At 68.9% G+C, this 25,861-nt stretch carries 25 protein-coding genes; 10 read left to right on the top strand and 15 right to left on the bottom strand.

The window, feature by feature from the left end; translation table 11 throughout:
* Positions 1-25: 25 nt before the first annotated feature.
* A complete protein-coding gene (locus A3862_RS28510; protein WP_051976090.1) occupies positions 26-661 on the bottom strand; it encodes a carboxymuconolactone decarboxylase family protein in 636 nt (211 codons plus the stop codon).
* A gap of 163 nt (positions 662-824) precedes the next feature.
* Here A3862_RS28510 and hrpB point away from each other — a divergent pair, with 163 nt between their 5' ends.
* The 7 genes from hrpB to A3862_RS28475 all read left to right on the top strand — a co-directional run bounded on the left by hrpB (position 825) and on the right by A3862_RS28475 (position 8,111).
* Positions 825-3,290, top strand: a complete 2,466-nt coding sequence (gene hrpB, locus A3862_RS28505; protein ID WP_043755694.1) for an ATP-dependent helicase HrpB — start codon at positions 825-827, stop codon at positions 3,288-3,290.
* A 47-nt stretch (positions 3,291-3,337) separates the two neighbouring features.
* Positions 3,338-3,763 (top strand): PaaI family thioesterase, encoded by a 426-nt coding sequence (locus tag A3862_RS28500; RefSeq protein WP_043755695.1) that lies wholly within the window; start codon positions 3,338-3,340, stop codon positions 3,761-3,763.
* Between the two features lie 74 nt (positions 3,764-3,837).
* Entirely contained in the window at positions 3,838-5,061 is a 1,224-nt protein-coding gene (locus A3862_RS28495) for an SMP-30/gluconolactonase/LRE family protein (RefSeq protein ID WP_043760765.1), read from the top strand.
* Between the two features lie 294 nt (positions 5,062-5,355).
* Positions 5,356-5,940, top strand: a complete 585-nt coding sequence (locus A3862_RS28490; protein ID WP_043351704.1) for a DUF1285 domain-containing protein — start codon at positions 5,356-5,358, stop codon at positions 5,938-5,940.
* Complete coding sequence (locus tag A3862_RS28485; RefSeq protein ID WP_043760768.1) at positions 5,937-6,608, top strand: CoA pyrophosphatase; 672 nt, start codon at positions 5,937-5,939, stop codon at positions 6,606-6,608. Before A3862_RS28490 ends, A3862_RS28485 begins: the two co-directional genes overlap by 4 nt.
* A 10-nt stretch (positions 6,609-6,618) precedes the next feature.
* The gene (locus A3862_RS28480; protein WP_043755696.1) at positions 6,619-6,876 is read left to right on the top strand and encodes a DUF6111 family protein; all 258 of its coding nucleotides are present in this window, start codon (positions 6,619-6,621) and stop codon (positions 6,874-6,876) included.
* The gene (locus tag A3862_RS28475; RefSeq protein WP_100793905.1) at positions 6,873-8,111 is read left to right on the top strand and encodes a CCA tRNA nucleotidyltransferase; all 1,239 of its coding nucleotides are present in this window, start codon (positions 6,873-6,875) and stop codon (positions 8,109-8,111) included. Before A3862_RS28480 ends, A3862_RS28475 begins: the two co-directional genes overlap by 4 nt.
* Before the next feature lie 7 nt (positions 8,112-8,118).
* Here A3862_RS28475 and A3862_RS28470 read toward each other — a convergent pair whose 3' ends face one another.
* The 7 genes from A3862_RS28470 to A3862_RS28440 all read right to left on the bottom strand — a co-directional run bounded on the left by A3862_RS28470 (position 8,119) and on the right by A3862_RS28440 (position 14,992).
* Entirely contained in the window at positions 8,119-8,520 is a 402-nt protein-coding gene (locus A3862_RS28470; RefSeq protein ID WP_043383318.1) for a F0F1 ATP synthase subunit epsilon, read from the bottom strand.
* A gap of 149 nt (positions 8,521-8,669) precedes the next feature.
* Positions 8,670-10,124, bottom strand: coding sequence for a F0F1 ATP synthase subunit beta (atpD, locus tag A3862_RS28465; protein WP_043383320.1), 1,455 nt, complete (start codon positions 10,122-10,124; stop codon positions 8,670-8,672).
* A gap of 42 nt (positions 10,125-10,166) precedes the next feature.
* Positions 10,167-11,057: a F0F1 ATP synthase subunit gamma gene (locus A3862_RS28460; RefSeq protein WP_043351709.1), complete on the bottom strand. Its 891-nt coding sequence runs from the start codon at positions 11,055-11,057 to the stop codon at positions 10,167-10,169.
* Between the two features lie 134 nt (positions 11,058-11,191).
* Positions 11,192-12,724: a F0F1 ATP synthase subunit alpha gene (gene atpA, locus A3862_RS28455; RefSeq protein WP_043383323.1), complete on the bottom strand. Its 1,533-nt coding sequence runs from the start codon at positions 12,722-12,724 to the stop codon at positions 11,192-11,194.
* A gap of 54 nt (positions 12,725-12,778) precedes the next feature.
* Positions 12,779-13,351: a F0F1 ATP synthase subunit delta gene (locus A3862_RS28450; RefSeq protein WP_043755699.1), complete on the bottom strand. Its 573-nt coding sequence runs from the start codon at positions 13,349-13,351 to the stop codon at positions 12,779-12,781.
* A gap of 217 nt (positions 13,352-13,568) precedes the next feature.
* The gene (locus A3862_RS28445) at positions 13,569-14,258 is read right to left on the bottom strand and encodes a DsbA family protein (protein ID WP_111474222.1); all 690 of its coding nucleotides are present in this window, start codon (positions 14,256-14,258) and stop codon (positions 13,569-13,571) included.
* A gap of 107 nt (positions 14,259-14,365) precedes the next feature.
* Positions 14,366-14,992, bottom strand: coding sequence for a 2-hydroxychromene-2-carboxylate isomerase (locus A3862_RS28440; RefSeq protein ID WP_043755705.1), 627 nt, complete (start codon positions 14,990-14,992; stop codon positions 14,366-14,368).
* Between the two features lie 201 nt (positions 14,993-15,193).
* Here A3862_RS28440 and A3862_RS28435 point away from each other — a divergent pair, with 201 nt between their 5' ends.
* On the top strand, positions 15,194-16,432 hold the full coding sequence (locus tag A3862_RS28435; RefSeq protein WP_043356498.1) for an argininosuccinate synthase: 1,239 nt from the start codon (positions 15,194-15,196) through the stop codon (positions 16,430-16,432).
* A gap of 32 nt (positions 16,433-16,464) precedes the next feature.
* Here A3862_RS28435 and A3862_RS28430 read toward each other — a convergent pair whose 3' ends face one another.
* Positions 16,465-17,109 (bottom strand): hypothetical protein, encoded by a 645-nt coding sequence (locus A3862_RS28430; RefSeq protein WP_043356500.1) that lies wholly within the window; start codon positions 17,107-17,109, stop codon positions 16,465-16,467.
* A gap of 155 nt (positions 17,110-17,264) precedes the next feature.
* Between A3862_RS28430 and A3862_RS28425 the strand changes: the two genes are divergently transcribed.
* Positions 17,265-17,498, top strand: a complete 234-nt coding sequence (locus A3862_RS28425; RefSeq protein ID WP_100793906.1) for an AbrB/MazE/SpoVT family DNA-binding domain-containing protein — start codon at positions 17,265-17,267, stop codon at positions 17,496-17,498.
* Positions 17,499-18,079: 581 nt separating this feature from the next.
* Here A3862_RS28425 and mtgA read toward each other — a convergent pair.
* Positions 18,080-18,724 carry a monofunctional biosynthetic peptidoglycan transglycosylase gene (mtgA, locus tag A3862_RS28420; RefSeq protein WP_043356502.1) on the bottom strand — a complete coding sequence of 215 codons (645 nt, stop codon included), beginning with the start codon at positions 18,722-18,724 and terminating at the stop codon, positions 18,080-18,082.
* Between the two features lie 160 nt (positions 18,725-18,884).
* Here mtgA and A3862_RS28415 point away from each other — a divergent pair, with 160 nt between their 5' ends.
* Positions 18,885-19,856 carry a polyprenyl synthetase family protein gene (locus A3862_RS28415; RefSeq protein WP_043755707.1) on the top strand — a complete coding sequence of 324 codons (972 nt, stop codon included), beginning with the start codon at positions 18,885-18,887 and terminating at the stop codon, positions 19,854-19,856.
* Positions 19,857-20,161: 305 nt separating this feature from the next.
* On the opposite strand, the gene mmsB is transcribed toward A3862_RS28415, so the two are convergent.
* From mmsB to A3862_RS28390, 5 genes are all read right to left on the bottom strand, one after another.
* A complete protein-coding gene (gene mmsB, locus A3862_RS28410; RefSeq protein WP_236962144.1) occupies positions 20,162-21,289 on the bottom strand; it encodes a multiple monosaccharide ABC transporter permease in 1,128 nt (375 codons plus the stop codon).
* Between the two features lie 95 nt (positions 21,290-21,384).
* Positions 21,385-22,920 (bottom strand): multiple monosaccharide ABC transporter ATP-binding protein, encoded by a 1,536-nt coding sequence (gene mmsA / locus A3862_RS28405; RefSeq protein ID WP_043755711.1) that lies wholly within the window; start codon positions 22,918-22,920, stop codon positions 21,385-21,387.
* Positions 22,921-23,021: 101 nt separating this feature from the next.
* Complete coding sequence (gene chvE, locus A3862_RS28400) at positions 23,022-24,083, bottom strand: multiple monosaccharide ABC transporter substrate-binding protein (RefSeq protein WP_111474396.1); 1,062 nt, start codon at positions 24,081-24,083, stop codon at positions 23,022-23,024.
* A 531-nt stretch (positions 24,084-24,614) separates the two neighbouring features.
* Positions 24,615-24,839, bottom strand: coding sequence for a hypothetical protein (locus tag A3862_RS28395; protein WP_043356509.1), 225 nt, complete (start codon positions 24,837-24,839; stop codon positions 24,615-24,617).
* Between the two features lie 117 nt (positions 24,840-24,956).
* Positions 24,957-25,706, bottom strand: a complete 750-nt coding sequence (locus A3862_RS28390; RefSeq protein WP_043356518.1) for an SDR family oxidoreductase — start codon at positions 25,704-25,706, stop codon at positions 24,957-24,959.
* Positions 25,707-25,861: the final 155 nt, after the last annotated feature.

Genomic DNA, 25,861 nt, shown 5'->3' with positions numbered 1-25,861 from the left:
GCTGACGGGCTGTGGATAAGCCGGATCACTCGGGCAGGCGCGGCAGGGGCTTGCCGTCCGCGGGAATCGCATAGCGCGCCGCGTTCAGCTCCATGGCCAGGAACGTGTAGTAGCCCGAGATCGCCGCCAGATCGACGACACCGGGCTTGCCGAACCGGGCCTCGGCCCGCGCGAAGGTCGCGTCGGAGACGCGCTTGGTGTCCTGCAGTTCCGCGGTGAAGTCGTAGACGATGGTCTCGTCGTCGCTCATCTTCGCAGGCCGGCGGCCGTCGCGGATCGCCGCGATGATCTCGGGGGCGATACCCGCCTTCTCGGCGATCGGCGCGTGGACGTACCATTCGTAATCCTGCGTCCAGCGGCGGGCGGTCATCAGGATCACCAGTTCCGAGAGCGTGGTGCCGATCTTCGGCTTGAAGCGCAGGTAGTCGCCCATCGACCGGGCCAGCGTCATCACCTCCGGGGAATACATGAGCGGCTCGAACGGCCCGAAGGGCGGCTTGCCCCGGGCCTGCGCGAAGGCCTCGGCCGCCTGCTTCTGCTCGGGGCTGTAGTCCTTCGGCGGGATGGTCGGCAGCCGGTCCTGCGCCTGCGCGGCGGCCGTCGCCAGCGGCAGGGCCAGGGAGAGGGCGGCGAGCGTCAGCGCGCGGCGGAAGGGGTTCATCGGTTCTCTCATTCTGGGTGTTGTGCCGTCAGGCCGCACGATCGCGGCAGCGCCGTCCATATGCCAGGGTCCGCACGGCGAAGACCGTGTCGAAACCCGCGCGGCGTCACGGACCGGCCAAGCCGGTTGCGCTCGACGCCGCGCCGCGCCATCAGCGGCCGCGATGGCCGGCTCCGCATCCATGCTGCCGATCGAGGCGGCGCTCCCCGATCTGCGTCGCGCGCTCGCCACGCGGAATGCCGCCGTCCTGGTAGCCCCTCCCGGAGCCGGCAAGACGACCCGCGTGCCCCTGGACCTGCTGGGGGCGCCGTGGCTCGACGGGCGCAGGATCATCCTGCTCGAGCCGCGCCGCCTCGCCGCCCGGGCAGCGGCCGCCCGGATGGCGCAGACGCTCGGCGAGCCGGTCGGCGGGACCGTCGGCCTTCGGGTCCGCCTCGGCTCGAAGATCTCGGCGCGGACGCGGATCGAGGTGGTCACCGAGGGCGTCTTCACCCGCATGATCCTGGACGATCCGGAACTCTCCGGGATCGGCGCTGTCCTGTTCGACGAGTTCCACGAGCGCTCCCTGGACGCCGACCTGGGCCTCGCGCTGGCACTCGACGCGCAGGCCGGCCTTCGGGAGGATCTGCGGATCCTCGTCATGTCGGCGACCCTCGACGGCGCCCGGGTCGCGCGGCTGCTGGACGACGCGCCCGTGGTCGCCTCCGAGGGCCGCGCCTTTCCGGTGAAGACCCGATACGCGGAGCGCGATCCGAACCGGCGGATCGAGGATTCGATCGCCGAGGTGACGCTGCGGGCCCTGCGGGCAGATCCCGGTTCGATCCTGGTGTTCCTGCCCGGACAGGCGGAGATCCGCCGGACCGTCGACCTGCTGGCCGAGAAGGTCGGACCGGACGTGCAGCTCGCGCCCCTCTACGGGGCGCTGACACCCGCCGAGCAGGACCGCGCCGTCGCCCCGGCGGCCGCCGGAACCCGGAAGGTCGTTCTCGCGACCAGTATCGCCGAGACCTCGCTGACCATCGAGGGCGTCCGGATCGTGGTCGATTCGGGACTGGCTCGGGTTCCGGTCTACGAGCCGGGCCTGGGCCTGACCCGTCTGGTCACGGCCCGCGCCTCCCGCGCCTCGGTGGACCAGCGCCGCGGCCGCGCCGGCCGCACCGAGCCGGGCCTGTGCTGGCGCCTCTGGTCCGAGGCCGGCACCAACGCCCTCGAACCGTTCACGCGGCCGGAGATCCTGTCCGCCGACCTCGCCGGGCTGCTCCTCGACTGCGCCGCCTGGGGCGTGACCGATCCGGGCACGCTCGCCTTCCTCGACCCGCCCCCCGCGCCGGCCCTGACGGAGGCCCGCGCCCTGCTGACCGAACTGGGGGCGCTCGATGCCGATGGGCGCCTGACGCCGGTCGGCGCGCGCCTGCGAGCCCTGCCGCTGCCGCCGCGGCTCGCCCGTATGGTGACGGTCGCGGCCGGAAACGGCCACGCACGGGCCGCCGCCGACCTCGCCGCCGTGCTGGTGGAGCGCGGCCTCGGGGGGGACAGCCTCGACCTCGACGAGCGGGTCGAGCGGTTCCGCCGCGACCGCGGCGGACGCGCCGCCGACATGCGCCGGCTCGCCGACGGCTGGGCCCGGATCGCCGGGGCAGGCAATTCCGCGCTCCCGGATGCCGGCCCGGTCGCCGCCGGCCCGCTCCTGGCGCTCGCCTATCCCGACCGGGTGGCCCGGGCGCGCGGCCGCGACGGCGAGTTCGTGATGGCGAGCGGACGGGCCGGTCGCCTCGACCCGGCGAGCCCGCTCGCCCGCGAAACCTATCTGGTGATCGCCGATCTGGCGGGATCGGCCGCGAGCGCCCGGATCCTGGCCGCGGCGGCGATCGGGGCCGAGGCGATCGAGCGCCTCTTCGCCGACCGGATCGAGTTGCGCACCGAGATTGCCTTCGACCAGCAGGCCGCCGCCCTGCGGGCGCGGGCGGTCCGGCGACTCGGCGCGGTCAGTCTCGGGTCACGGCCGCTGCCGGTGCCGTCCGATCCGGAGAGCGCCGAGATCCTGGCGCGGGGCATCGCCGATCTCGGGATCGAGCGACTGCCGTGGACGCCGGCCCTGGCGCAATGGCGCGCCCGGGTGATTTTCCTCCACGCCGCCGAGGGCGATACCTGGCCGGACCTGTCGGACGCGGTGCTGGCCGGAACCGCGGAGACGTGGCTGGCGCCGTCCCTCGTGGGGCGCGCCACCCTCGCGTCGGTCACCGCGGACGATCTCGCCGGCGCCCTCCAGAGCCTGGTGCCCTGGGCGCTGCGCGCCCGGCTGGACGCGGAGGCGCCGACCCACGTGGAGGTCCCGACCGGCTCGCGCATCCCGGTGGATTACACGGCCGAGGAACCGGCCCTGGCCGTGCGGGTCCAGGAGCTCTTCGGCCTCGACCGGCATCCCCGGGCCGGAGGACGGCCGCTCGTCCTGCACCTGCTGTCGCCGGCCCAGCGGCCGATCCAGATCACCCGCGATCTGCCCGGATTCTGGCGCGGATCCTGGGCGGCGGTGCGGTCCGAGATGCGCGGCCGCTATCCGCGCCATCCCTGGCCGGAGGATCCGCTCAGCGAGGCGCCGACCCGCCGGGCCAAGCCGCGCGGAACCTGACGGCCGCAACGCCCTTCCTCCGCATCGACACCAACGGATCGGATGCGATGACCACGGACACGACCGCTTTCGACCCCGCAGCCGCCGGCTGGGCGCTGGTGGAGGACAAGGGCTTCATCGCCCATGTCGGTCCGCTTCATGTCCGCGGCACCGACGGCGCCTACGCGTTTCGAGCCGAGCAGAAGCACGCCAACCTGATCGGCGTGGTCCATGGCGGCATGCTCATGAGCTTCGCCGACCGCGCGCTGGGCGAGACCGCGATGCAGGCCGCGGGCGGCGCCAATTGCGTGACGATCCAGCTAGAGATGAAGTTCATCGATGTCGGCCGCCTCGGCAACTGGATCGAGATCCGGCCGCAGGTGGTCAAGCGCACCGGCTCCCTCGTGTTCATGCGTGGCGACGTCCGCGACGACACGCGCCTTCTGGCCTCGGCGGACGGCGTGTGGAAGATCCTGCGCCGCCGCCCGGATTGACCGTCTCAGGACACCTGTCCTAGCTTGCCGCCGCGCGTCGCGGCGTTCCGACCGGGTGCGCAATGGAGGATCGCATGCGATCGTCGCAGACCGATACATCCGGCGTCGAGGCGAAGCGCGGTCCGGCTCGACCCTCCCGACGCGCGATCCTCGCGGGGTTGGCGGCCTTCGCCGCCACGCCCGACGGAGCGGCGGCGCAACCTGAGCCGCCCAGCACGGTGACCAATCCGCCGCGCGACTTCCGGCCCGGCGCGGCCCCCACCACCTACTTCACCGATCCGGACATCGTCGCGGTCGACCCGGCCTTCGAACCCTACATCGTGCCGAACAGCGCCATCCGCCGGCTCTGGACCGGCGCCCTCTGGGCGGAGGGGCCGGCCTGGAACGCCGTCGGCCGCTACCTCGTCTGGAGCGATATCCCCAACAACCGGCAGATGCGCTGGCTGGAGGAAGACGGGCACGTCTCCGTCTTCCGGATGCCGAGCAACAACGCGAACGGCAACAGCTTCGATCATCAGGGGCGGCAGATCAGCTGCGAGCACGCCACCGGTCGGGTCGTGCGCTACGAACTCGACGGGGCGGCGACGATCCTGGCCGATGCGTTCGACGGCAAGCCGCTCAACTCGCCCAACGATGTGGTCCAGCATCCGGACGGCGCCTACTGGTTCACCGATCCGCCCTACGGCGCGCTGCTCTACGAGGGGCTGCCGGACGCGGCGGGCGGCCCGAGCAATCCGCAGGGCCATCTCGACCCGCGGCTCGGCCAGCCGGCCGGGACAGCGCCCCGGCGGCGGGTGCTGCCCAATGCGGTCTACCGCATCGACCCGTCGGGGCGGATCGACCGGGTGCTCACCGACGATGAGGTGCCCGATCCGAACGGCTTGTGCTTCTCGCCCGATCACCGGACGCTCTACGTCTGCTCCACGGGGAAGGGGCCGGGGGATACGGGGCCCGGCGGCAAGGGCGAGATCTACGCCTTCGATGTCGGAGGCGGGGCCTTACTCTCGAACAAGCGCCTGTTCTCGGATTGCATCGTGGACGGCGTGAAATGCGGCCCCGACGGCCTGCGGGCCGATGTCGACGGCAATCTCTGGGTCTCGAGCAATGCCGGCCGGGCCGTGGGCTACAACGGCGTCACCGTCTGGTCGCCGAAGGGCAAGCTCATCGGACGGATCCGCCTGCCGGAGGTGTGCGGGAACCTCACCTTCGGCGGCCCGAAGCGCAACCGCCTGTTCATGGCGGCCAGCCAGTCGCTCTATGCGCTGACGGTGAACACGCAGGGTGCAGGGCCGGCCTAAGGATTCGGGTGCGCCCCGCAGCGCTCCGCGGCGGCAGGCGACCCACCTCTCACGCCCTCTCGCTGGGGTGCCCGCGGCAGTGGGCCTCGAACGAACAGCCCGCGTGTGATCCCAGAAGCCCTCCGTCGAGGCATCCCCGCCGGGGCCTCAGGACGAGGGCGCGGATCGGTGAGCCGGCCTTCGCGCATGCGCGCGTCGGGCCGGACAACGCGGCCCTGCGATCGGGACCGGATCCGGCGGGATCCTTCGGCCGGCCATGGCTGACGGCGCACCGGCACGCTATCTGTCATGGGTATGAGCGTGGATCCCGCCCCCGACCCGACCTTGAGCCGCCTCAGCGCGGCCCTCGGGGACCTTCCCAAGCGCGGCCTGCCGCCCGTGGAACGCTGGGACCCGCCCTATTGCGGCGCCATCGACATCCGCATCGCCGCCGATGGAACGTGGCACCACAACGGTTCGCCGATCCGGCGGGACAAGCTGGTCAAGCTGTTCGCCAGCATCCTGCGGCGCGAGCCGGATGGCCGGACTGTCCTGGTCACGCCGGTGGAAAGCGTCGGGATCACCGTCGAGGATGCGGCCTTCGTGGCCGTCGAGATGGCCGTCGACGGCACGGGAGCGGACCGGCGCCTCTCCTTCCGTACCAATGTCGACGATCTGGTGAGCGTCGACGCGGAGCACGCCCTGCGCTTCGAGGAGGGGCCGGACGGGGCCCTGAAGCCCTACCTCCATGTCCGCCGCGGGCTGTGGGCGCGCGTGACCCGGGCGCTCACCTACGACCTTGTGGATCTCGCCGAGGAACGCCTCGTCGACGGGAGGCCCTGGCTCGGCCTGTGGGCCGGCGGCACCTTCCACACCATCGCACCGGTCGCCGCCGCGTGAGCGACCCGCTCGCCGAGTTTCTCGCCCGCGCTGCGGCCGGCCTGTCGCCGGATCCGCCGGGACCGGACGATCCGACCTCCAATCCCCGCGGCGACCACAGCCTCGATCCGGATGGCACGGCCGTGATGCCGCCGCCGCCCCATCGCCGGGCCGCGGTCCTCGTCCCGGTCGTGCGCCGCGCGGACGGTCCGAGCCTCATCCTCACCATGCGGGCGGCCAACCTGCGCGACCATTCCGGACAGGTCGCGCTGCCGGGGGGTAAGATCGATCCCACCGATCCCGGCCCCGCGGATGCGGCCCTGCGGGAGGCCTTCGAGGAGATCGGGCTGCTGCCCGCGGCCGTGCGGCTGCTCGGCTATCTCGACCCGTACCTCTCGGGCACCGGATTCCTCGTGACCCCGGTGATCGGCTTGGTCGATTCCGAGGTAACCCTGACGCCGAACCCTGCCGAAGTGGCCGACGTCTTCGAGGTGCCATTCCCGATTGTCATGGATCCGGAACGCTATCGCCTGCGCTCCCGCGCCTGGCAGGGCCGCGAGCGCTGGTTCTATGCCTTGACCTACGGCGAGCGGCTGATCTGGGGTGTCACCGCCGGGATCCTGAACAATCTCCGGGAACGGCTCTATCCGGAAACGGAGTCGGGCGACGTCGGTCGCCCGGCGCGATAGGCTGCCAGGCATGCTGCGCCGCGTCCTCGAAGAGTTTGGCCTCTTCCTCGTCCCCTTCGCCCTCTTCCTGGTCTACCTGCTGCTGTCCGGCCGCAACCCTCTGCGCCGGGTGCACTGGGACCCGCACCTGTTCCGCCTCGTCCTGGCCGGGCTGGCGGTGGTGATCGGCACGCTCGTCTACGAGGGGCTGTTCTCCGAGCGTCGCCCGGCGGGCTACGTGCCCACCCACATGGAGAACGGCCGCCTCGTGCCCGGTGGATTCCGGTGAACCAAGCGCTCGACCAAGCCGGTCTCATGGCCCTGCTCGACCGCCCGGGCGTGCGCCGCGTGCTCGCGGCCCTGGATGCCCCCGGTGCCGAGACCCGCCTGGTCGGCGGCTGCGTGCGCGACGCGCTGCTCGGCGTGCAGACCGCCGACATCGATATAGCGACCACCCTGCTGCCCGAGGCGGTGATGCATGCGGCGCAGCGGACGCGCGGCCTCAAGGCAGTGCCGACCGGGATCGAGCACGGGACGATCACCCTGGTGACCGAAGATGGGCCCATCGAGGTCACAACCCTGCGCGAGGACGTCGAGACCGACGGACGGTACGCCGTCGTCCGCTTCGGCACGGACTTCCTCCGCGATGCCGAGCGCCGGGACTTCACGATCAACGCGCTCTCGCTCGGTGCCGACGGAACGCCGCACGATCCGGTGGGCGGCCTGCCCGATCTCGAAGCCGGACGGGTGCGCTTCATCGGCGATCCGGCGACCCGCATTCGCGAGGACGCCCTGCGGATCCTGCGCTTCTTCCGGTTTCAGGCGCGTTTCGGCGCCGGGGCGCCCGATGCGGCGGCGCTCGCCGCCTGTGTGGCCGCGCGGGACAGTCTGGACCGGCTCTCCCGCGAGCGCGTGCGCGCGGAGTTCCTGAAGCTGCTGGCGGCCTCCGGCGGTCCGGCCATGGTGGCGACGCTGAGCGCGACCGGCCTGCTGCAGCGGATCACCGGCGGCGTCGGTGAACTCGGGCGGCTGGAGCGCGCCGCCGCTGCGGGATTGTCTCCGGTGATGCGCCTCGCGGCCCTCTCGGTCGGGGCTCGGCACGACGCGGATCGGCTGCGCGAGCGGCTGCGTCTCTCGAAGAGCGAGCACGGACAGCTCATCGGCTACGCGGAAGCGCTGGCCGATTTCCACGGACGTGCGGTGCTGGATGGGGTCGCGGCGCGGGCGCTTGCGGCCGGGCACGGCCTGTCGCGGCTGGCAGACGTGCTGGCGATCCTGGCGGGAGAGCCGAGGCCTGCCGTAACCGAGACGGCGATCAGCGCCTTTGAAACCCTCAAGGGGGAGGGGGCGTCGCCGGCCTTTCCCCTGGCGGGGGCGGATCTGGTCGCGGCCGGTGTGGCGCCGGGTCCCGCGATCGGGCGTGGGCTGGCCACGGCGCGGAAAGTCTGGCTGGAGTTGGGCTGCCCGACGGATGCCGAGGCGCGGGCCGACCTCCTGGCGCGGGCGCTGGAGGGCGCCCGCTGAACGAGGCTCAGAGCTTCAGGAGCGCCTTGGTCTCCTGGAGCTGGACGATCTGGCCGTTCAGCTCCTCGCGCTTCTGCAGGTCCTCGGTGGCGTCACGCTGCATCTCGATGGCCTCGATGTCGCGGTCGAGGGATTCGTGCGTCAGCTCCTCGATCGGCGCAGCACGCTCGGCGAGCACGGTCACGGCCGTCGGGCCGATATCGGCGAAGCCGCCGCGAACGTAGATCCGCTTGCCGCTGCCCTGGCTCTCGGTGACCACGATGACGCCGACCCGCAGGGAGGTCAGCACGGGCGCGTGGCCCGGCAGCACCGTCATCTCGCCCTCGACGCCGGGCAACTGCACGGCGCTCACCTCGCCGGAATACAGCGTCCGCTCGGGGCCGACGAAATCGAAGTGGAAGGTGGCCATCTCAGGACGATCCCGGATCCGCAACAAGCTCTCCTCCCCGTGCGGGGAGGAGTTGGAGGTGGGGGTGGTTCAGGATGGAGCGCAGCGGCTTCGCCTGCACCATCCCCACCCCCGATCCCTCCCCGCGAGGGGGAGGGGAGGGCGTCGTCTTACGCGGCCTTCATCTTCTTGGCCTTCTCCTGGGCCTCCTCGATGGTGCCGACCATGTAGAAGGCCGCCTCCGGGAGGTCGTCGTAGTCGCCGTTCACAAGGCCCTTGAAGCCCTTGATGGTGTCCTCGAGGGCGACCTGCTTGCCCGGCGAGCCGGTGAACACCTCGGCCACCGAGAAGGGCTGCGAGAAGAAGCGCTCGATCTTGCGGGCGCGGGCCACGGTCAGCTTGTCCTCCTCGGACAGCTCGTCCATGCCCAGGATCGCGATGATGTCCTGGAGGGCCTTGTAGCGCTGCAGGGTCTGCTGCACCCGGCGGGCGACGTCATAGTGCTCCTCGCCGAGGATGGTCGGCGACAGCATGCGCGAGGTCGAGTCCAGCGGATCCACCGCCGGATAGATGCCCTTCTCGGCGATCGAGCGCGACAGCACGGTCGTGGCGTCGAGGTGGGCGAACGAGGCGGCGGGCGCCGGGTCGGTCAGATCGTCGGCCGGCACGTAGATGGCCTGCACCGAGGTGATCGAGCCCTTGGTCGTGGTGGTGATGCGCTCCTGCAGGGCGCCCATGTCGGTGGCCAGCGTCGGCTGGTAGCCCACCGCCGACGGGATGCGGCCGAGAAGCGCCGACACCTCGGAGCCCGCCTGCGTGAAGCGGAAGATGTTGTCGACGAAGAACAGCACGTCCTGGCCGTCGTCGCGGAACTGCTCGGCGATGGTCAGGCCGGTCAGGGCGACGCGCGACCGGGCGCCGGGCGACTCGTTCATCTGGCCATAGACCAGGGCGCACTTGGAGCCCTCGGCGGAGCCATGCTCCTTCGGGTCCACGTTCACCTTGGACTCGATCATCTCGTGATAGAGATCGTTGCCCTCGCGGGTGCGCTCACCCACGCCGGCGAACACCGAGTAGCCCGAGTGCACTTTGGCGATGTTGTTGATCAGCTCCATGATCAGCACGGTCTTGCCGACGCCGGCGCCGCCGAACAGGCCGATCTTGCCGCCCTTCGCGTAAGGGGCGAGCAGGTCCACCACCTTGATGCCGGTGACGAGGATCTGCGCCTCGGTCGACTGCTCGGCATAGGAGGGGGCCGGCTGGTGGATGGCGCGGTAGGTGTCGGCCTGGACCGGACCGGCCTCATCGATCGGCTCGCCGATGACGTTCATGATGCGGCCGAGCGTGTTCATGCCCACCGGAACCTTGATCGGCTCGCCGGTGTCCGTGCATTCCTGACCGCGGGTCAGGCCCTCGGACGTGTCCATGGCGATGCAGCGGACAGTGTGCTCGCCGAGCTGCTGGGCGACCTCGAGGACGAGGCGGGCGCCGTTGTTCTTGGTCTCGAGGGCGTTCAGGATCTCGGGCAGGTGGCCCTCGAACTGCACGTCGACCACAGGGCCGATAACCTGGGTGATCTTGCCGACCTTGTTGGAGCCGGCGCCGGGGAGTGCGGTGTTCGCCATCGTTAACCTACCCTTCAAGCTGTGCGTTCAGGTGGCGGAGCCTCAGAGGGCTTCCGCACCCGAGATGATCTCGATGAGTTCCTTGGTGATCATGGCCTGACGCGTCCGGTTGTAGATCAGCGTCTGCTTCTTGATCATCTCGCCCGCGTTGCGGGTGGCCGAATCCATGGCGCTCATGCGCGCGCCCTGCTCGGAGGCGGCGTTCTCCAGGAGCGCCCGGTAGATCTGCACCGTCAGGTTCTTCGGCAGCAGCGTCTCGAGGATCGCCTCCTCGGAGGGCTCGAACTCCAGCGCGGCGTTGCCGGCCGCAGCCTTCGCGGTCGTGTCGACCGCGGGCAGCTCCGCGGGGATCAGGCGCTGCGCGGTCGGGATCTGCGAGATGACCGAGCGGAACTCGGAGTAGAACAGGGTCGCGACGTCGAACTCGCCGTTCTCGAAGCGGGTCAGGATCTTGTCGGCGATCCCGGCCGCGAACTCGTAATCCACCGGGCGATTGCCACGGATGTCCATGCTCTCGACGATCTGGTCGCGGTACTGCCGCCGCAGCGCGTCGAGGCCCTTCTTGCCGACCGTCATGATCTTGACGGTCTTGCCCTCGGCGGCGAGCTTCTGCGCGTATTCGCGCACCGCGAGGCGGACGATCGACGAGTTGAAGGCGCCGGCGAGGCCGCGGTCGCCCGTGCACACGACGAGCAGGTGCGTCTGCTCGGAGCCGGTCCCGGACAGGAGCCGCGGGGCGCCGACGCCGCCGACGAGATTACCCGCGAGATTGCCGAGCACGGCCGACATCTTCTCGGCATAGGGACGGCCCGCCTCGGCGGCCATCTGCGCACGGCGCAGCTTGGCGGCGGCGACCATCTGCATGGCCTTGGTGATCTTCTGCGTCGCCTTCACCGAGGTGATGCGGTTGCGCAGGTCCTTCAAACTCGCCATCGGGTGAGGTCCAGGTCCGTTCTATGGGCCTCTCCTTCCCTCGGCGGGAAGGAGCCGGAAGTTCGGGCGGTGCAGCGCGGATCGCAATCCCCCTGCACCACCCAAGATCCCTCCCCGCGGGGAGGGGCCTCACATCAGCCGATCGACTTGGCGACGCTCTCGACGACGCTCTTCAGCTTGCCGGCGTTCTCGTCCGACAGGTCCTTGGAGGCGGCGATCGAATCCAGCAGGTCCTTGTGCTTCGAGCGGAGAGTGCTGAGCAGCGCGTCCTCGAACGGGCGGACCTTGCTGACCGGCATCTTGTCCAGATAGCCGTTCACGCCGGCGTAGATCACCGCGACCTGCTCTTCCATCTTCAGCGGCGAGAACTGCGGCTGCTTCAGGAGCTCGGTGAGCCGCGAGCCGCGGTTCAGGAGCGCCTGGGTGGAGGCGTCGAGATCCGAGCCGAACTGCGCGAAGGCGGCCATCTCGCGGTACTGCGCGAGCTCGCCCTTGATCTTGCCAGCGACCTTCTTCATCGCCTTGGTCTGGGCCGAGGAGCCCACCCGCGACACCGAGAGGCCGACGTTCACCGCCGGGCGGATGCCCTGGTAGAACAGGTCGGTCTCGAGGAAGATCTGACCGTCGGTGATCGAGATCACGTTGGTCGGGATGTAGGCCGACACGTCGTTGGCCTGGGTCTCGATGACCGGCAGCGCGGTCAGCGAGCCGTTGCCGGCGGCGTCACCCATCTTGGCGGCGCGCTCCAGCAGGCGGCTGTGGAGGTAGAACACGTCGCCCGGATAGGCCTCGCGGCCCGGCGGGCGGCGGAGCAGCAGCGACATCTGGCGGTAGGCCACGGCCTGCTTGGAGAGATCGTCATACACGATCACGGCGTGCATGCCGTTGTCGCGGAAGTACTCGCCCATGGCGCAGCCGGCGAACGGCGCGATGAACTGCATCGGGGCCGCATCGGACGCCGTGGCTGCGATGACGATGGAGTATTCCAGGGCACCCTGGTCCTCCAGCACCTTCACGAACTGGGCCACCGTCGAGCGCTTCTGGCCGATGGCGACGTAGATGCAGAAGAGCTTGGCCTTCTCGTCGCCGCCGGCGGCATGGCCGGGCTTCTGGTTCAGGATCGTGTCCAGGGCGATGGCGGTCTTGCCGGTCTGGCGGTCGCCGATGATCAGCTCGCGCTGGCCGCGGCCCACCGGGATCAGGGCGTCGATCGCCTTCAGGCCCGTGGCCATCGGCTCGTGCACCGACTTGCGCGGGATGATGCCCGGAGCCTTCACGTCGACGCGGCGACGCTCGGTGGAGACGATCGGGCCCTTGCCGTCGATCGGGTTACCGAGGGCGTCGACCACGCGGCCGAGCAGGCCCTTGCCCACCGGCACGTCCACGATGGCGCCAGTCCGCTTGACGGTCTGGCCTTCCTTGATCTCGCGGTCGGAGCCGAAGATCACGATGCCGACGTTGTCCTGCTCGAGGTTCAGGGCCATGCCGCGCACGCCCGACTCGAACTCGACCATCTCGCCGGCCTGGACGTTGTCGAGGCCGTAGGCGCGGGCGATGCCGTCGCCGACGGACAGGACCTGCCCGACCTCGGAGACCTCGGCTTCCTCGCCGAAGTTCTTGATCTGCTCTTTCAGGATCGCGGAGATCTCGGCGGCGCGGATGTCCATACTCGGGCCTCTGTCGCTGATGCGTCTATGCGTGTTCGGATCGGATGGGGGCGCTTAGCGCGCGGCCCGCATCGCGAGGCGGATACCGTTGAGCTTGGTCTTGAGGGAGGCGTCGACCATGCGCGAGCCCATCTTCACGACGAGGCCGCCGATCAGGCTGGGATCGACCACGAGATCAACGTCGACCTCGGCCTTCGCGATGTCGCGCAGCGACGCCTTGATCTCCTCGATCACCGCGTCGGAGGGCTTCTCGGCCACCCGCACCTGAGCGCGGACGATCCCCTTCGAATCCTGAACCAGGCTCCGGAAGGCGCTGATCATGTCCGGGAGGGCGAAGAGCCGCCGGTTCGCGGCCGCGAGGCGGATGAAGTTGCCGGCGAGACCGCCGATTTCCGCCTTGTCGAGCACGGCGCCGATGGCGGCTGCCTGCTCCTCGGCGCTGAAGACCGGGCTGCGGATGAGGCGGCGGAGATCCGCGCTCTCCTTCAGCAGCGTGTCGAATTGATTGAGGGATTGGGCGACCGCGTCGACCTGGCGCTCGTCGCGCGCGAGCTCGAACAGGGCGGAAGCGTACCGGCCCGCCACGCCTGCGACCAGGGGACCAGCCTCGGAACCGTTCTGCGCCACCCGTCGCTCTCTTCTCTGGTTGCCCGCCCGCTCCGCGCGCTCCGGCAGGAGCGCGGTGCGTGACCGTTCGGGACGTGGGATCGTGCCGGCAACGGACAGGGTCAAGACCTGTCCTCGCGGCGCGGCGACCGCCTAGCATGCCAGCATGGCCGCACGCAACACGGCAGGCGCACCGCGCAGCGCGTGACGACGGCGGAAGTGTGACGCCGGAGCTGCCTCAGCAGGCGAGCCGGTCGCAGCGCCGGACGCTCGCGATCATCTGCGCCATGGCGCGCGCGCCCGGATGGCCCAGGATGCCGTTGTTACCGAGCACGTAGGAGGGCGTCGCGTAGAGGCCGAGATCCGCCGCCATGCGCATCTGGCTCTTGAGCGCCGCGCGCACCTCCTCGCTGTCGGCGATCGCCTCGACCTCCGCCTGCGGGATCCCCAGCGCGGCCGCGGCGGCGAGCGCCCCGGGCCCGTCGATGCGGCCGGGCTTGGCGAGCAGCGTCTGATAGAAGCGCCAGGCGGCGTCCGAGCCGAGCTTGCGCTGCACGGCCAGCATCACCTTGGCGGCCTGAGCCGATTGCGGCGACAGGATCGGGTTGTGGACAAGCCCGATGCGCAGGTCCGCATCGCCGGCATGCAGGGCGACCACGTCGGCGGCGGCCTTCCGGCAATACGGGCAGTTGAAGTCGAAGAATTCGTAGAGCGTGGTCGCGGCGTCCCGCGGTCCCACATAGGTGACCCCGCGCAAGGCCGGAATCTGCCCGGTGATCTCGCCCGGCAGGATCGAGTTCGCCACCGCCTTGCCGTCATCGCCCGTGACCGCGACGCGCTGGCCATAGGATTGCGCAGCCGCCCGTCCGAAACCCGAACCCAGCAGGATGCCGGCGGCGGCGAGGATCAGGCGACGGGAAACAGGCATGGGACACGTCCAAAGCATCGGGGTTCCGCTCCGGTCGCGCCGAAGCGAAGCCGGACCAGAATCAGGGAGGCGAGTCGGTTTGATGGCGTATCGGCGTGACGGTGGCGCTACCGCAGCCCCTTCGGCCGGTCGCCGGTCGCCCAGGCCAGCGCCTGCTCCAGGCGGTCATTGCCCCAGAACAACTCGCCGTCATCGGCCAGGAACGTGGGCGCCCCGTAGATCCCACGGGACCGCGCCTCCTCGACGCTGACCCGCAGCTTCGTCTTGTTGGCCTCCGCGGCGGCGGCGCGCACGGTCTGGGTCCCGTCGAGCCCGAGCGAATCGACGATCTGGGTCACGGCCGCGGGCTCCGCGATCGAGCGGCCCTCGGCGAAACTCGCGGTGAACACCGCCTTCGAGAACGGCACGAGCCAGTCCTGGTCCTGGCCCAGGATCGCCACCCGCACGGCACTGAGGCTGTTCTGCGGAAACTGCGCGGGGCGCGTCACCGGCGGCAGGCCGAGCCGTGCAGCCTCGCGCTCGACGTCCCGCCACATGTTCTTGCCCTTGGCCGGGTAGAGATTGAAGGGCGAGGTCGTCCAGCCCTGCGCCGCGAAGAGCGGCCCGACCAGGAACGGGCGCCACCGGATCGCCACGCCCGCCTCGGACGCCGCCGCCTCGACGCGCATCGCGGCGAGGTAGGAGTAGGTGGAGGCGAATTCGTACCAGAACTCCAAAATTGGCTGGCGCGCCATAGACTTCGCTTCTCCGATGCACTCTTGCGGCGATGACGACTGGCAACGCCCGCGCCATTTCTCGCACGGCCGCAAGGCCACCGTGAGGCGAAACGCGGCCGATCTCTCGCCATCAGAGCTACGCGCGAGACGGCGCGCCGGTTGCAGGCCGGTGACACCCGCGATAAGCCGCTGACGCCCCGCCTCAGTTCCGGAAGTCGCATGTCCGTTCCCGCGAAGAGCCCCGTGAAGAAGGTCGTGCTGGCCTATTCCGGCGGCCTCGACACATCGATCATCCTGAAGTGGCTGCAGACCACCTACGGCTGCGAGGTCGTGACCTTCACGGCCGATCTCGGCCAGGGGGAGGAGCTGGAGCCGGCCCGCCGCAAGGCGGAGCTGCTGGGCATCAAGCCCGAGAACATCTTCATCGAGGATCTGCGCGAGGAGTTCGTCCGCGATTACGTCTTCCCGATGTTCCGGGCGAACGCCGTCTACGAAGGCGTCTACCTGCTCGGCACTTCGATCGCCCGGCCGCTGATCGCCAAGAAGCAGATCGAGATCGCCGAGAGGGTCGGGGCCGACGCGGTATGCCACGGAGCGACCGGGAAGGGGAACGATCAGGTCCGCTTCGAACTCGGCTATTACGCCCTGAAGCCGGATGTCACGGTCATCGCGCCCTGGCGCGAGTGGGACCTGCGCTCCCGTGAGCAGCTCATCGCTTTCGCCGAGCAGCACCAGATCCCGATTGCCAAGGACAAGCGCGGCGAGAGCCCCTTCTCGGTGGACGCGAACCTCCTGCACGCCTCATCCGAGGGCAAGGTGCTGGAGGATCCGGCGATCGAGGTGCCAGACTACGTCTACTCGCGCACCCTCTCCCCCGAGGAGGCCCCCGACCAGCCGACCGTCGTCACGATCGGCTTCGAGCGCGGCGACGCGGTCTCGATCGACGGGGAGGCGCTGTCGCCCGCGAACCTGCTGGCGAAGCTCAACGAACTCGGCCGCGCCAACGGCATCGGCCGGCTCGACCTCGTGGAGAACCGCTTCGTCGGCATGAAGAGCCGCGGCATGTACGAGACACCGGGCGGTACGATCCTGCTGCCGGCGCACCGCGCCATCGAATCGATCACCCTCGATCGCGGCGCCGCGCACCTGAAGGACCAGCTCATGCCGCAATACGCGGAGCTGATCTACAACGGCTTCTGGTTCTCGCCGGAGCGCGAGATGCTCCAGGCGCTGATCGACAAGAGCCAGGAAAAGGTCACCGGTACGGTGCGGCTGAAGCTCTACAAGGGCGGCGTCCACGTGATCGGCCGTGAGAGCCCGCACTCGCTCTACGACCAGGATCTCGTGACCTTCGAGGAAGGCGCCGTCGCCTACGACCACCGCGACGCGGCGGGCTTCATCAAGCTCAACGCGCTCCGGCTGCGCACCCTGGCACAGCGCAAGAAGCGCGAGGGCTGAGGCTCGCCGGGGCCCGCCGACGCCGCAGCGCGTCAGGCGGGCTGCCAGCCCGCAGCCGACCGCCGGAAGGCGCCGGGCCCGAGATCGGCGTAGCGCAGGAAGATCTGCAGGGCCGGCTGCAGCTCGCGATGGAGGCGCACCAGCCGCGCCTCCGAATCGTCGTCGTCGTTCGCGGCCGCCCCGGCCACCGCGGCGAGATGGCGTGTCATGGCGGCGGTGTAGGAGGCGTCTTCGCCGTAGGGCCGCTGCGGGTCGACGTGCGGAACACCCTGTGCCGCGTTCCAGCCGACATTGAGCCGGGGGATCAAGGCCAGGTGCTCCGGAGTCACCGCGAAGGTGATGACGTCCGGCGTCTCGCCGGTCGCCGCATCCCGGAAAACGTCGCCGACCGCGCCCGGATCGAGCTTCGCCAAGCCATTGTGGTACTGGTATCGACCCGGCTTCAGCTGCGCGTTCTGAACGAAGACGGCGAGGCCGTCCTCGAGCGACCGGTGCTCCTCCTCGGCGCCCTCGTCGTCCCCGGTGACGTTGGCGATGTCGCCGTCGCGATCCAGGCTGCCATAGGGCGCCGCCGGGTGAACGGTCGGCGCCCCGGGCTCGGCGCCATCCCAGGCAACGACCATCCGGCGGATGAGGGCGATGCGCTCCAGGCTCAGGTCGTAGACGGCATCGCTCATCGTGTGTGGGTCCGCGTCCTCAGGGGGTGACGCTCCTCTTACAGACCGGATTCGGCCGTTGCTACCGCTGCCGACTCCGATGCTCTTTGAGTGAGCAGGCCCGGCCGAGGGATGTACCAAGCGGCTCTCCCAACTCTGCGAAGGCGGCTCCGCGTATGATCCGCTCACCGGTCCTCACCAGCGATCGCAGCCACGCCGTTCGCCTCGTGAAAGCGGGCACAGTTCCGGCCGACGTCCATCCAGCCGATATCGTGGAGATCGGGCGTTCGCGGGCGATTGTGCCGGAGGGGCACCAGTGGAAAGATCTGTTTCGAAATGAGCCGCGCGCCGGCGACGAATCGATTACAGAACCCGATAAATTGCCCACGAATTGGCGTAAGATTTTCTGATTTTTGAGATATATACGATACAAATATTTGCATTAAATCCGCAATGTCATATTGCTCGCCGCAGAATATCGACTTAATATAATGGCATAGTAATTCCTTTTCTTGAGCTTAAGCCGAGGAAGCACCCTTGCGACGCAGGGAAATTCTTACGCCAAGCTGAGAGTCCGACGGCGATCACGCATTTCAGTGCTCGGCGCGAGGCAGCGCCCTTCGCCGACAAGGCAACGGCCGATTGTGGACACGTTCGCGCCGAGCTGCAGCGGGGCGGCACGCCCCGCAACGCGTACTTTACACAAAGTGACGCGCCCGGCGCGAACCCTTCAGACTTCAAACGGGCACGCAGCGCGCCCGGATTGAAATCGGGATCGGCTATGGTTCGATCCGCCGCCGCTGAAAACCGGATTGCGGACGGCGCGGCTGTCAGGGCGCACGGCACGGACGATGCCGCAACGCTCGGTCCGGGGCTCTGGACTCAGCCGGATCCGCACGACTGTAGCTCACCCGCTGTTGGCCAGGCATCCATCCCGTCAGCGGCGGCCCCGAAACAGCCGACGATCGCGACCCTGACCGGGACCGGGCCGCTATCGCCGCACGCAGCCGGTGAGCCCATCGATCTGACCCATCATGGCCTGGATCCGCGCTGCGCGGCGGCGCACGCCCGGAGAGGGGCGACCGGCGCTGCGGGTGATCGGATTGGGCAGGACGGCGGCGAGGAGGGCGGCCTCGTTCCGGGTCAGCCGGCTCGCGTCCTTGCCGAACCAGTGCCGGCTCGCCGCCTGCGCCCCGTAGATACCGTCGCCCCACTCGGCGACGTTGAGGTAGATCTCCATCATCCGGCGCTTGCCCCAGAGCGTGTCGAGCGCCAGAGCCAGCGGGATCTCGACCGCCTTGCGGATGTAGGACCGGCCCGGCCACAGGAAGACGTTCTTGACCGTCTGCATGGCGATGGTCGAGGCGCCGCGGCTCGGCGAATCCTCATCGTCGACCACGTCGCGGATCGCCCCGAAATCGACGCCGTGATCGAGGCAGAAGCGCTGATCCTCGGAGGCGATCACCGCCAGCGGCAGGACGGGCGCGATGCCCGAGAGCGGGACCGGATCGCGGCTCACCGGTTGAAGCGTCAACCACCGCCCGAGCATCAGGGTCGACGGCGGCATCACCGCGCTATAGACGAGCGCCAACGTCAGCGTGAGGACGAATCCGATCGCGGGGAGCAGGAGCAGCATCCCGACGATCCGGCGGACCGGGCGGGAGCGCCGCGGGCGCGCGAGCGGAAGGTCACGACCTGCCGTCTCTCGCCTGCGTCCCGCCCCATCCACCGTGAGTTCGTTCCCGCTCAACTGACGCTCGATTGGTTTCTAAGGCCAGGACCGGACGTAGCGCCCGATGACCCCGACCCCCTCAACGCAGGCACCGACCGGTTCGGTCAAGGCAGGCACGCCAGCTGTCGATTTTACCCACAGGTTGACGGAGGTCGCCGGGAAGGTCGAGACCTTCCTGGTCGGGCGCCTCGGACCGGACGTCGGCCCCGGCGAGATCGCACGGCCGTCCCGCCTGATGGAGGCCATGCGCCACGCGGTGCTCGGCGGCGGCAAGCGTCTGCGGCCGTTCCTCGCCATCGAGACGGCGCGGATGCTGGGCGGCTCCGAAGCTGCGGCCCTCGCGGCCGGTGCGGGGGTCGAGTTGATCCATTGCTACAGTCTCGTCCACGACGATCTGCCGGCCATGGACGATGACGACATGCGCCGCGGCAAACCGACGGTGCACAAGGCCTATGACGAAGCCACCGCCATCCTGGTCGGCGACGCTCTGCAGACTTTGGCCTTCGAGATCGTGGCCGATCCGACCTGGCAGCCGGAGGCGCGGATCCGCGCCGACCTCGTCCTCGGCCTTGCCCGTGCCTCGGGCCTGGGCGGCATGGTCGGCGGCCAGCTTCTCGACCTCACCGCCGAGGGCCGGTTCGGCGTTGCCAACATGGACGTGGACGACACCCTGCGGATGCAGGCGATGAAGACCGGGGCGATCCTGGCCTTCTCGGTCGAGGCCGGCGCAATCGTCGGCGGAGCCGACGAGAGCCAGCGGGCCGCCCTGCTGCGCTACGGCCTCGCCCTGGGCCAGGCCTTCCAGATCGCCGACGACATCCTCGACCGGGAGGCCTCGCCGGAGGCCATGGGCAAGGCCACCGGCAAGGACAAGGATGCCGGCAAGGCGACGCTGGTCGATCGTCTCGGCATCGACGGCGCGCGCGCCGAATGCGACCGCCTCGTCGGCGTCTGCGAGGACGCGGTCTCGTCCTGGGGCGAGGGCGCGCGCATCCTGCGTGACGCCGCCCGCTTCACGGTGGCGCGCAAGACCTGAGCGTTTCGGCAGTGCCGTCCCCTATCGGCGTCGATCCGGTGGGGGGCGGAGGAAGGCCGGACGGGTGAAGCCGCCCGGATCAGGCGCGGCGGCTTCGTGGGTCCGGTGCGCCGCCGCGAGAGCCGCAGGGCGGCGCTGGCCTGCGGGACATGGGCGCCCGCGGGGCTGCGGGCCTTGCGCCCGCAGCGCATCGGCACAGATCGGCACCGTTCCATTCGGATCCGGGGGAAGCGGACCCGCGCGGGCCGATCGCCGCTTGCGCGGACGTGGTCCGGTCTCGGTCTGTCGCGGCGCGGACCGGCTGTTCAGAGCCGGTTGTTTTTGTTGTGGACATCCAGGCACACGGCGGCGAGCAGTACGACGCCCTTGATCACCTGCTGCCAGTCGACGCCGATTCCCAGGATCGACATGCCGTTGTTCATGATGCCGATGATGAACGCGCCGATCACCACGCCCGACACCTTGCCGATGCCGCCGGCCGCGGAGGCGCCGCCGATGAAGCAAGCCGCGATCACGTCGAGCTCCAAGCCGACGCCGGCCTTCGAGTTCGCGGTGTTGAGCCGGGCGACGAAGATCATGCCGGCGAGGCCGGCGAGCGCACCCATATTGGCAAAGGTCAGGAAGGTGAGGCGCTCGGTCTTGATGCCGGAGAGGCGGGCCGCCTTGATATTGCCGCCCAACGCATAGATCCGGCGCCCGATCGTCGTCCGCGTGGTGACGAAGCCGTAGAGCATCACCAGCGCCAGCAGGACGAGCAGGACGTTGGGCAGGCCCCGATAGGCACTCATCTGCCACGCGAAGGCAAGGATGAGGACGGCGGTGACACCGTTGCGGCCGATGAAGCTCGCCAAGCTCTGCGCCGCCTCTCCGGTCCTCACCTGCGCCTGCCGCCGCCGCCAGTTCAAACCGACCAGCGAGGCGACGAAGACAAGCGCGATCAGGAGGGACGTCGCAGGTCCGGCGAAGTTGGAGAGGAAGCCCTTGGCCAGCAGCTGGAACACTTCCGGAAAGGGGCCGATGGAGGTGCCCTGCAGCAGCACCTGGGTCAGGCCTCGGAACACCATCATTCCGGACAGGGTGACGATGAAGCTCGGTATGGCGAGATAGGCCACGAAGTAGCCCTGCAATCCGCCGATGACCGCGCCGACCGCGAGGCACAGAAGGGAGGCGGAGAGCGGGTCGAAACCGAAGCGGACCATCAGCAGCGCCGCGAGCGCGCCGACGAAGCCGACCACGGATCCGATCGACAGATCGATGTGGCCGGCCACGATGACGAGCAGCATCCCGAGCGCCATCACGACGACGTAGCTGTTCTGCAGGATGAGGTTGGTCAGGTTCAGCGGCTGGAACAGGACGCCGCCGGTGGCGACTTCGAAGAACACCGTGATCACCGCCAGCGCGAAGAGCAGCCCGTAGGTCCGCAACTGCGCCATCGGCAGCCGGCCGGGTCGGCCCCGCGGCTCGCTTGCGGCCGTGTCGCCGCCAACGTCGCCGCCGGGAAGCATGGACTTGCTCATCGTGATGTCGGTCATCCGTTCAGGCCCTTGGAGCGCATGATCGCGCGCATGATCGCTTCCTGGCTGGCCTCGGCGCGCGAGAACTCGGCGACGAAGCGTCCCTCGTTCATGACGTAGATGCGGTCGCAGAGGCCGAGCAGCTCCGGCATCTCCGAAGAGATCATCAGGACACCGCGCCCGTCTTCGGCCAGTTCGTTGATGATGCTGTAGATTTCGTACTTGGCGCCGACATCGATGCCCCGGGTTGGCTCGTCGAGGATCAGCACCTTGGGCTGGGTGAACAGCCACTTGCTCAGCACGACCTTCTGCTGGTTGCCGCCGGACAGATTGACGGTCTGCTGCGTCACCCCGAAGGAGCGGATGCGCATCTTGGTGCGATAGCCGCCGGCGACCCGCTGCTCGGCCTCCTCGTCGATCACCGTCGCGGTGGAGATTCCCGGAAGGTTCGCCAAGGTCGTGTTCCGGGCGATGTCCTCGCCCAGCACGAGCCCGAGCTGCTTGCGGTCCTCGGTCACGTAGGCGATGCCCGCAGCGATCGCCCGGTCGATCGTCGAGACGTCGACTTCGGCGCCAGCGATCCGGACGGTGCCGCGGATGCCCTGACCGTAGGAGCGGCCGAAGAGGCTCATGGCGAGTTCCGTTCGGCCCGCGCCCATCAGGCCGGCGATCCCGACGATCTCGCCCCTGCGCAGGGTCAGGCTGACGTCGCGCACCACCGCGCGATCGCCGTGAAGCGGGTGGTGAACGGTCCAGCCGCAGACCTCGATCAGAAGGTCGCCGATCCGCGGCGTCCGCACCGGATAGCGGTTCTCCAGCGTGCGACCGACCATGGCCCGGATGATGCGGTCCTCATCGACAGCGCCGCTGCGGCAGTCGAGGGTCTCGACGGTGGTGCCGTCGCGCAGGACGGTAATCCGGTCGGCCACCTTCGCGATCTCGTTGAGCTTGTGGGAGATCAGGATCGAGGCGATGCCCTGCGCCTTGAAGCGCAGCAGAAGCTGCAGCAGGGCTTCGCTGTCCGTCTCGCTGAGGCTCGCGGTCGGCTCATCGAGGATCAGCAGCTTGACCTCCTTGGAGAGCGCCTTGGCGATCTCCACGAGTTGCTGCTTGCCGACACCGAGATGGGTGACAAGGGTGTCGGGGCTCTCATCGAGGCCCACCATCGCCATCAGCTCACGCGCCCGAGCGGAAACCCGGCCCCGGTCGATGATCCCGAAGCGGGCCGGCTCGTTGCCGAGGAAGATGTTCTCGGCGATCGACAGATAGGGGACCAGGGCCAGTTCCTGGTGGATGATGACGATTCCGAGGCGCTCGCTGTCGGAGATGTTCCGGAACTGGCCGGGCCGGCCCTCATAGGTGATGCAGCCCGCGTAGGATCCGTGGGGATAGACGCCGCTCAGAACCTTCATCAGCGTCGATTTCCCGGCACCGTTCTCGCCGACGAGGGCGAGGATCTCGGCGGGCTCGACGGTGAGGTTGACGTCGTCGAGGGCCTTCACGCCGGGGAAGGTCTTGGAGATTCCCCGCATTTCGAGGACGGGCTGCATGCGACGCCTACCAGCTCGGACTGCACCTTCGGCCCCCGCGCCGGCTCGTGCGGCGCGAGGATGGGAATCGCCGGAGCCGGCGGGCTCCGGCCAGGCTTCGATCACTTGAGCTGGTCGAGGCTGTAGTAGCCCGTATCGACGAGGGCCGATTTCCAGTTGGCCTTGGTGACGATCACCGGCGTCAGCAGGTAGGACGGGACGATCTTCTTGCCGTTGTTGTAGGTCTTCACGTCGTTGACCTCGGGCTGCTGGACAGCCTCGATGGCGTCGATCATCGCCACCGTCACTTTCGCCAGATCCCGGGTGTCCTTGAAGATCGTGGCCGTCTGCTCGCCCGCGATGATCGACTTGACCGATTGCAGCTCGGCATCCTGGCCGCTGACCACCGGCAACGTCACACCGCCGGACCCGTAGCCCACGCTCTTGACCGAGGAGAGGATGGCCGTGGAGATGCCGTCATAGGGCGACAGCACGGCATCGAGATGCGCGGTGCCGTAATAGGCCGAGAGCAGGTTATCCATCCGGGCCTGGGCAGTCGCCGGATCCCACCGCAGGATCGAGACCTTGTCCATGCCGAACTGGCCCGAGAGGACCACGAGCTTCTTCGAATCCAGGTAGGGTTTCAGCACCGACAGGGCGCCGTCGTAGAAAAAGTATGCGTTATTGTCGTCGGGCGAACCGCCGAACAGCTCGATGTTGAAGGGCCCCTTGCCCTCCTTCAGTCCGAGGGCGTCGACAATCGACGTGGCCTGCTGAACGCCTACCTTATAGTTGTCGAAAGTCGCATAGTAATCAACGTTCGGCGTTCCCTTGATCAGCCGGTCATAGGCGATGACGGTGACGCCCCGTTCATGCGCCTTGGCCAGGACATCACTCAGGGTCGTGCCGTCGATGGAGGCGACCACCAAGATCTTTGCCCCCTTGGTGAGCATGTTCTCGATCTGGGCGAGCTGCGTCGGGATGTCGTCGTCCGCGTATTGCAGGTCGGGTTTGTAGCCTTTGGCCTTCAGCAATCGGACGATGTTGTTGCCGTCGTCGATCCAGCGCTGGGAGGATTTCGTCGGCATGGCGACACCGATGGGATCGCTGCCCGCGGCCTGTGCCGATGTCACGGCGAGCGCCCCCAGAAGCGCAGCACTCAGGATTGACGGTCCGGAGCGCAATTTCTTCTTGGCTATCCCGGAAATCCACTGCTTGACGATCATGATTTTCCCCCTTCTTATCATTATATTTATCCGATCAAATTGACGATCTCGCTTTGCCGAGATCGCGAAATACGAACTCAACGAACCGTTTTATTGTCACAAACGCCGATGCAACCGGACGTCCACTGCGATACAGCCGACATGTGGCGCGAGAAACGGCTGCACATATCTATTCGCCGGGCCCATTGAGACTTTTTAACTGGACATCGGGCTCTTCAAAAGGTCGCCTCCCGGAACCGCCGACGTCAGCGCGCGAGACGCGCGATCTCCTCTCCTATGGAATTGGCTGCATCCAACCCGTTTTTCGTGACCGATTTGTATGAGTTATGAATTGGGCCGTCAATCGGCCCGCCTGGCTTTGCGCGTCAAAAATACGTGGCTGTGCCGGGCGCGAGAGCCTTGCGCGGCAGGTCGAGTATCAGGGCGCTGACGGCCGCCTCTCGGCCGCGATCGGGCGACCATCGGACACGACGAGGTCGCCTGTCGGGGTCACCGCTTCGCTGTCGCCGTGCTGGGCGGCATCCCGATCGGACAGGAGAAGATTGCGACGACGTGATCGGCCCGGCCGGCTCGCCGGATCGATTCAGGGTTCGCCTTCATGCGCAACGCGCTGTGCGTGCTTCGCGCGATCAGCGACGTTCCGGCGGCCGCGATCGCGATCCGCCCCTGGAACGAGGCTCGACCATGGGGCCGCGGAGCGACCGGCGCGACCATGTCCGGTCGGTTCCGGGCGTAGCGCTGCAAACGCACCGCAGGAGGCGTACCTGGACAGCACCGGCATGACCGGGGCCGCCCATCGACGGCGGCCGACCGTCGCGAATCCGGGGCGGCTCAGCCGCGCCCGACGAACGGCATCTTGGTGGCCATGATCGTCATGAACTGCACGTTCGCCTCCAGCGGCAGGCTCGCCATCGAGAGCACCGCCTGACCCACATGGTCGGGATCCATCACCGCCTCGGCACGCAGGGAGCCGTCCGCCTGCGGGACACCGGCCTTCATCTTTCCGCCCATGGGCGTGTCGGCATTGCCGATGTCGATCTGTCCGCAGGCGATGTCATAGGCGCGCCCATCGAGGGAAGTCGCCTTGGTCAGCCCCGTCACGGCGTGCTTGGTCGCCGTGTAGGCGATGGAATTCGGCCGGGGCGCGTGCGCCGAGATCGAGCCGTTATTGATGATCCGCCCGCCCCGGGGATTCTGATCGCGCATGATCCGAAAGGCATGCTGCGTGCACAGGAACAGGGCGGTGAGGTTGGTATCGACCACCTGCCGCCAAGTCTCGAGCGGCAGATCCTCCAGCGGAACCGCCGGGGCGCCGATGCCGGCATTGTTGAACAGCAGGTCGAGGCGGCCGAATTCCGCCCGCGTGCGGGCGAACAGGGCGGCGATCGAGTCGGGATCGGTCACGTCGGTGGGCACCGCGAGAGCCCCGTCGCCGATCTGCGCCGCGACGTCGTCCAGGGGCTCCCGACGCCGCCCCGAAAGCACGACGCGCCATCCGGCGCCGGCGAGGGCCAGGGCGGCAGCCTTGCCGACCCCCGTCCCAGCCCCGGTCACGATCGCGATTCGCTCAGCCGTCGACATGCGTTCCTCCCGGTTCCGGCGTTGCTCCGCCTGTAGCGGATGGCCGGCGCGGCGCGAAGAGATCAGCGTTTCAGATGCGCGCCGCGGTCACGGTGCGGAGCGACGGGACGCCTGCTCTATGGTGGCGCGTCGCGCGCCGGACGGGGAGGGGGGAC

Source organism: Methylobacterium sp. XJLW (genome assembly GCF_003254375.1).
Classification (GTDB): Bacteria; Pseudomonadota; Alphaproteobacteria; order Rhizobiales; family Beijerinckiaceae; genus Methylobacterium; species Methylobacterium fujisawaense.
The sequence above is the reverse complement of the archived record's forward strand: the minus strand, read 5'-3'. Positions and strand labels throughout refer to the sequence as shown.

Coding starts and splice junctions, on each gene's coding strand:
- A3862_RS28435 (WP_043356498.1), top strand. CDS start 15,194: ATGTCCGTTCCCGCGAAGAGCCCCGTGAAGAAGGTCGTGCTGGCCTAT.
- A3862_RS28480 (WP_043755696.1), top strand. CDS start 6,619: ATGCTGCGCCGCGTCCTCGAAGAGTTTGGCCTCTTCCTCGTCCCCTTC.
- A3862_RS28500 (WP_043755695.1), top strand. CDS start 3,338: ATGACCACGGACACGACCGCTTTCGACCCCGCAGCCGCCGGCTGGGCG.
- A3862_RS28510 (WP_051976090.1), bottom strand. CDS start 661: ATGAACCCCTTCCGCCGCGCGCTGACGCTCGCCGCCCTCTCCCTGGCC.
- A3862_RS28445 (WP_111474222.1), bottom strand. CDS start 14,258: ATGCCTGTTTCCCGTCGCCTGATCCTCGCCGCCGCCGGCATCCTGCTG.
- atpA (WP_043383323.1), bottom strand. CDS start 12,724: ATGGACATCCGCGCCGCCGAGATCTCCGCGATCCTGAAAGAGCAGATC.
- A3862_RS28390 (WP_043356518.1), bottom strand. CDS start 25,706: ATGTCGACGGCTGAGCGAATCGCGATCGTGACCGGGGCTGGGACGGGG.
- atpD (WP_043383320.1), bottom strand. CDS start 10,124: ATGGCGAACACCGCACTCCCCGGCGCCGGCTCCAACAAGGTCGGCAAG.
- A3862_RS28490 (WP_043351704.1), top strand. CDS start 5,356: ATGAGCGTGGATCCCGCCCCCGACCCGACCTTGAGCCGCCTCAGCGCG.
- mmsB (WP_236962144.1), bottom strand. CDS start 21,289: ATGGCGCAGTTGCGGACCTACGGGCTGCTCTTCGCGCTGGCGGTGATC.
- A3862_RS28495 (WP_043760765.1), top strand. CDS start 3,838: ATGCGATCGTCGCAGACCGATACATCCGGCGTCGAGGCGAAGCGCGGT.
- A3862_RS28460 (WP_043351709.1), bottom strand. CDS start 11,057: ATGGCGAGTTTGAAGGACCTGCGCAACCGCATCACCTCGGTGAAGGCG.
- A3862_RS28395 (WP_043356509.1), bottom strand. CDS start 24,839: ATGGTCGCGCCGGTCGCTCCGCGGCCCCATGGTCGAGCCTCGTTCCAG.
- A3862_RS28430 (WP_043356500.1), bottom strand. CDS start 17,109: ATGAGCGATGCCGTCTACGACCTGAGCCTGGAGCGCATCGCCCTCATC.
- mmsA (WP_043755711.1), bottom strand. CDS start 22,920: ATGCAGCCCGTCCTCGAAATGCGGGGAATCTCCAAGACCTTCCCCGGC.
- A3862_RS28440 (WP_043755705.1), bottom strand. CDS start 14,992: ATGGCGCGCCAGCCAATTTTGGAGTTCTGGTACGAATTCGCCTCCACC.
- mtgA (WP_043356502.1), bottom strand. CDS start 18,724: ATGCTGCTCCTGCTCCCCGCGATCGGATTCGTCCTCACGCTGACGTTG.
- hrpB (WP_043755694.1), top strand. CDS start 825: ATGGCCGGCTCCGCATCCATGCTGCCGATCGAGGCGGCGCTCCCCGAT.
- A3862_RS28415 (WP_043755707.1), top strand. CDS start 18,885: ATGACCCCGACCCCCTCAACGCAGGCACCGACCGGTTCGGTCAAGGCA.
- A3862_RS28470 (WP_043383318.1), bottom strand. CDS start 8,520: ATGGCCACCTTCCACTTCGATTTCGTCGGCCCCGAGCGGACGCTGTAT.
- A3862_RS28425 (WP_100793906.1), top strand. CDS start 17,265: ATGATCCGCTCACCGGTCCTCACCAGCGATCGCAGCCACGCCGTTCGC.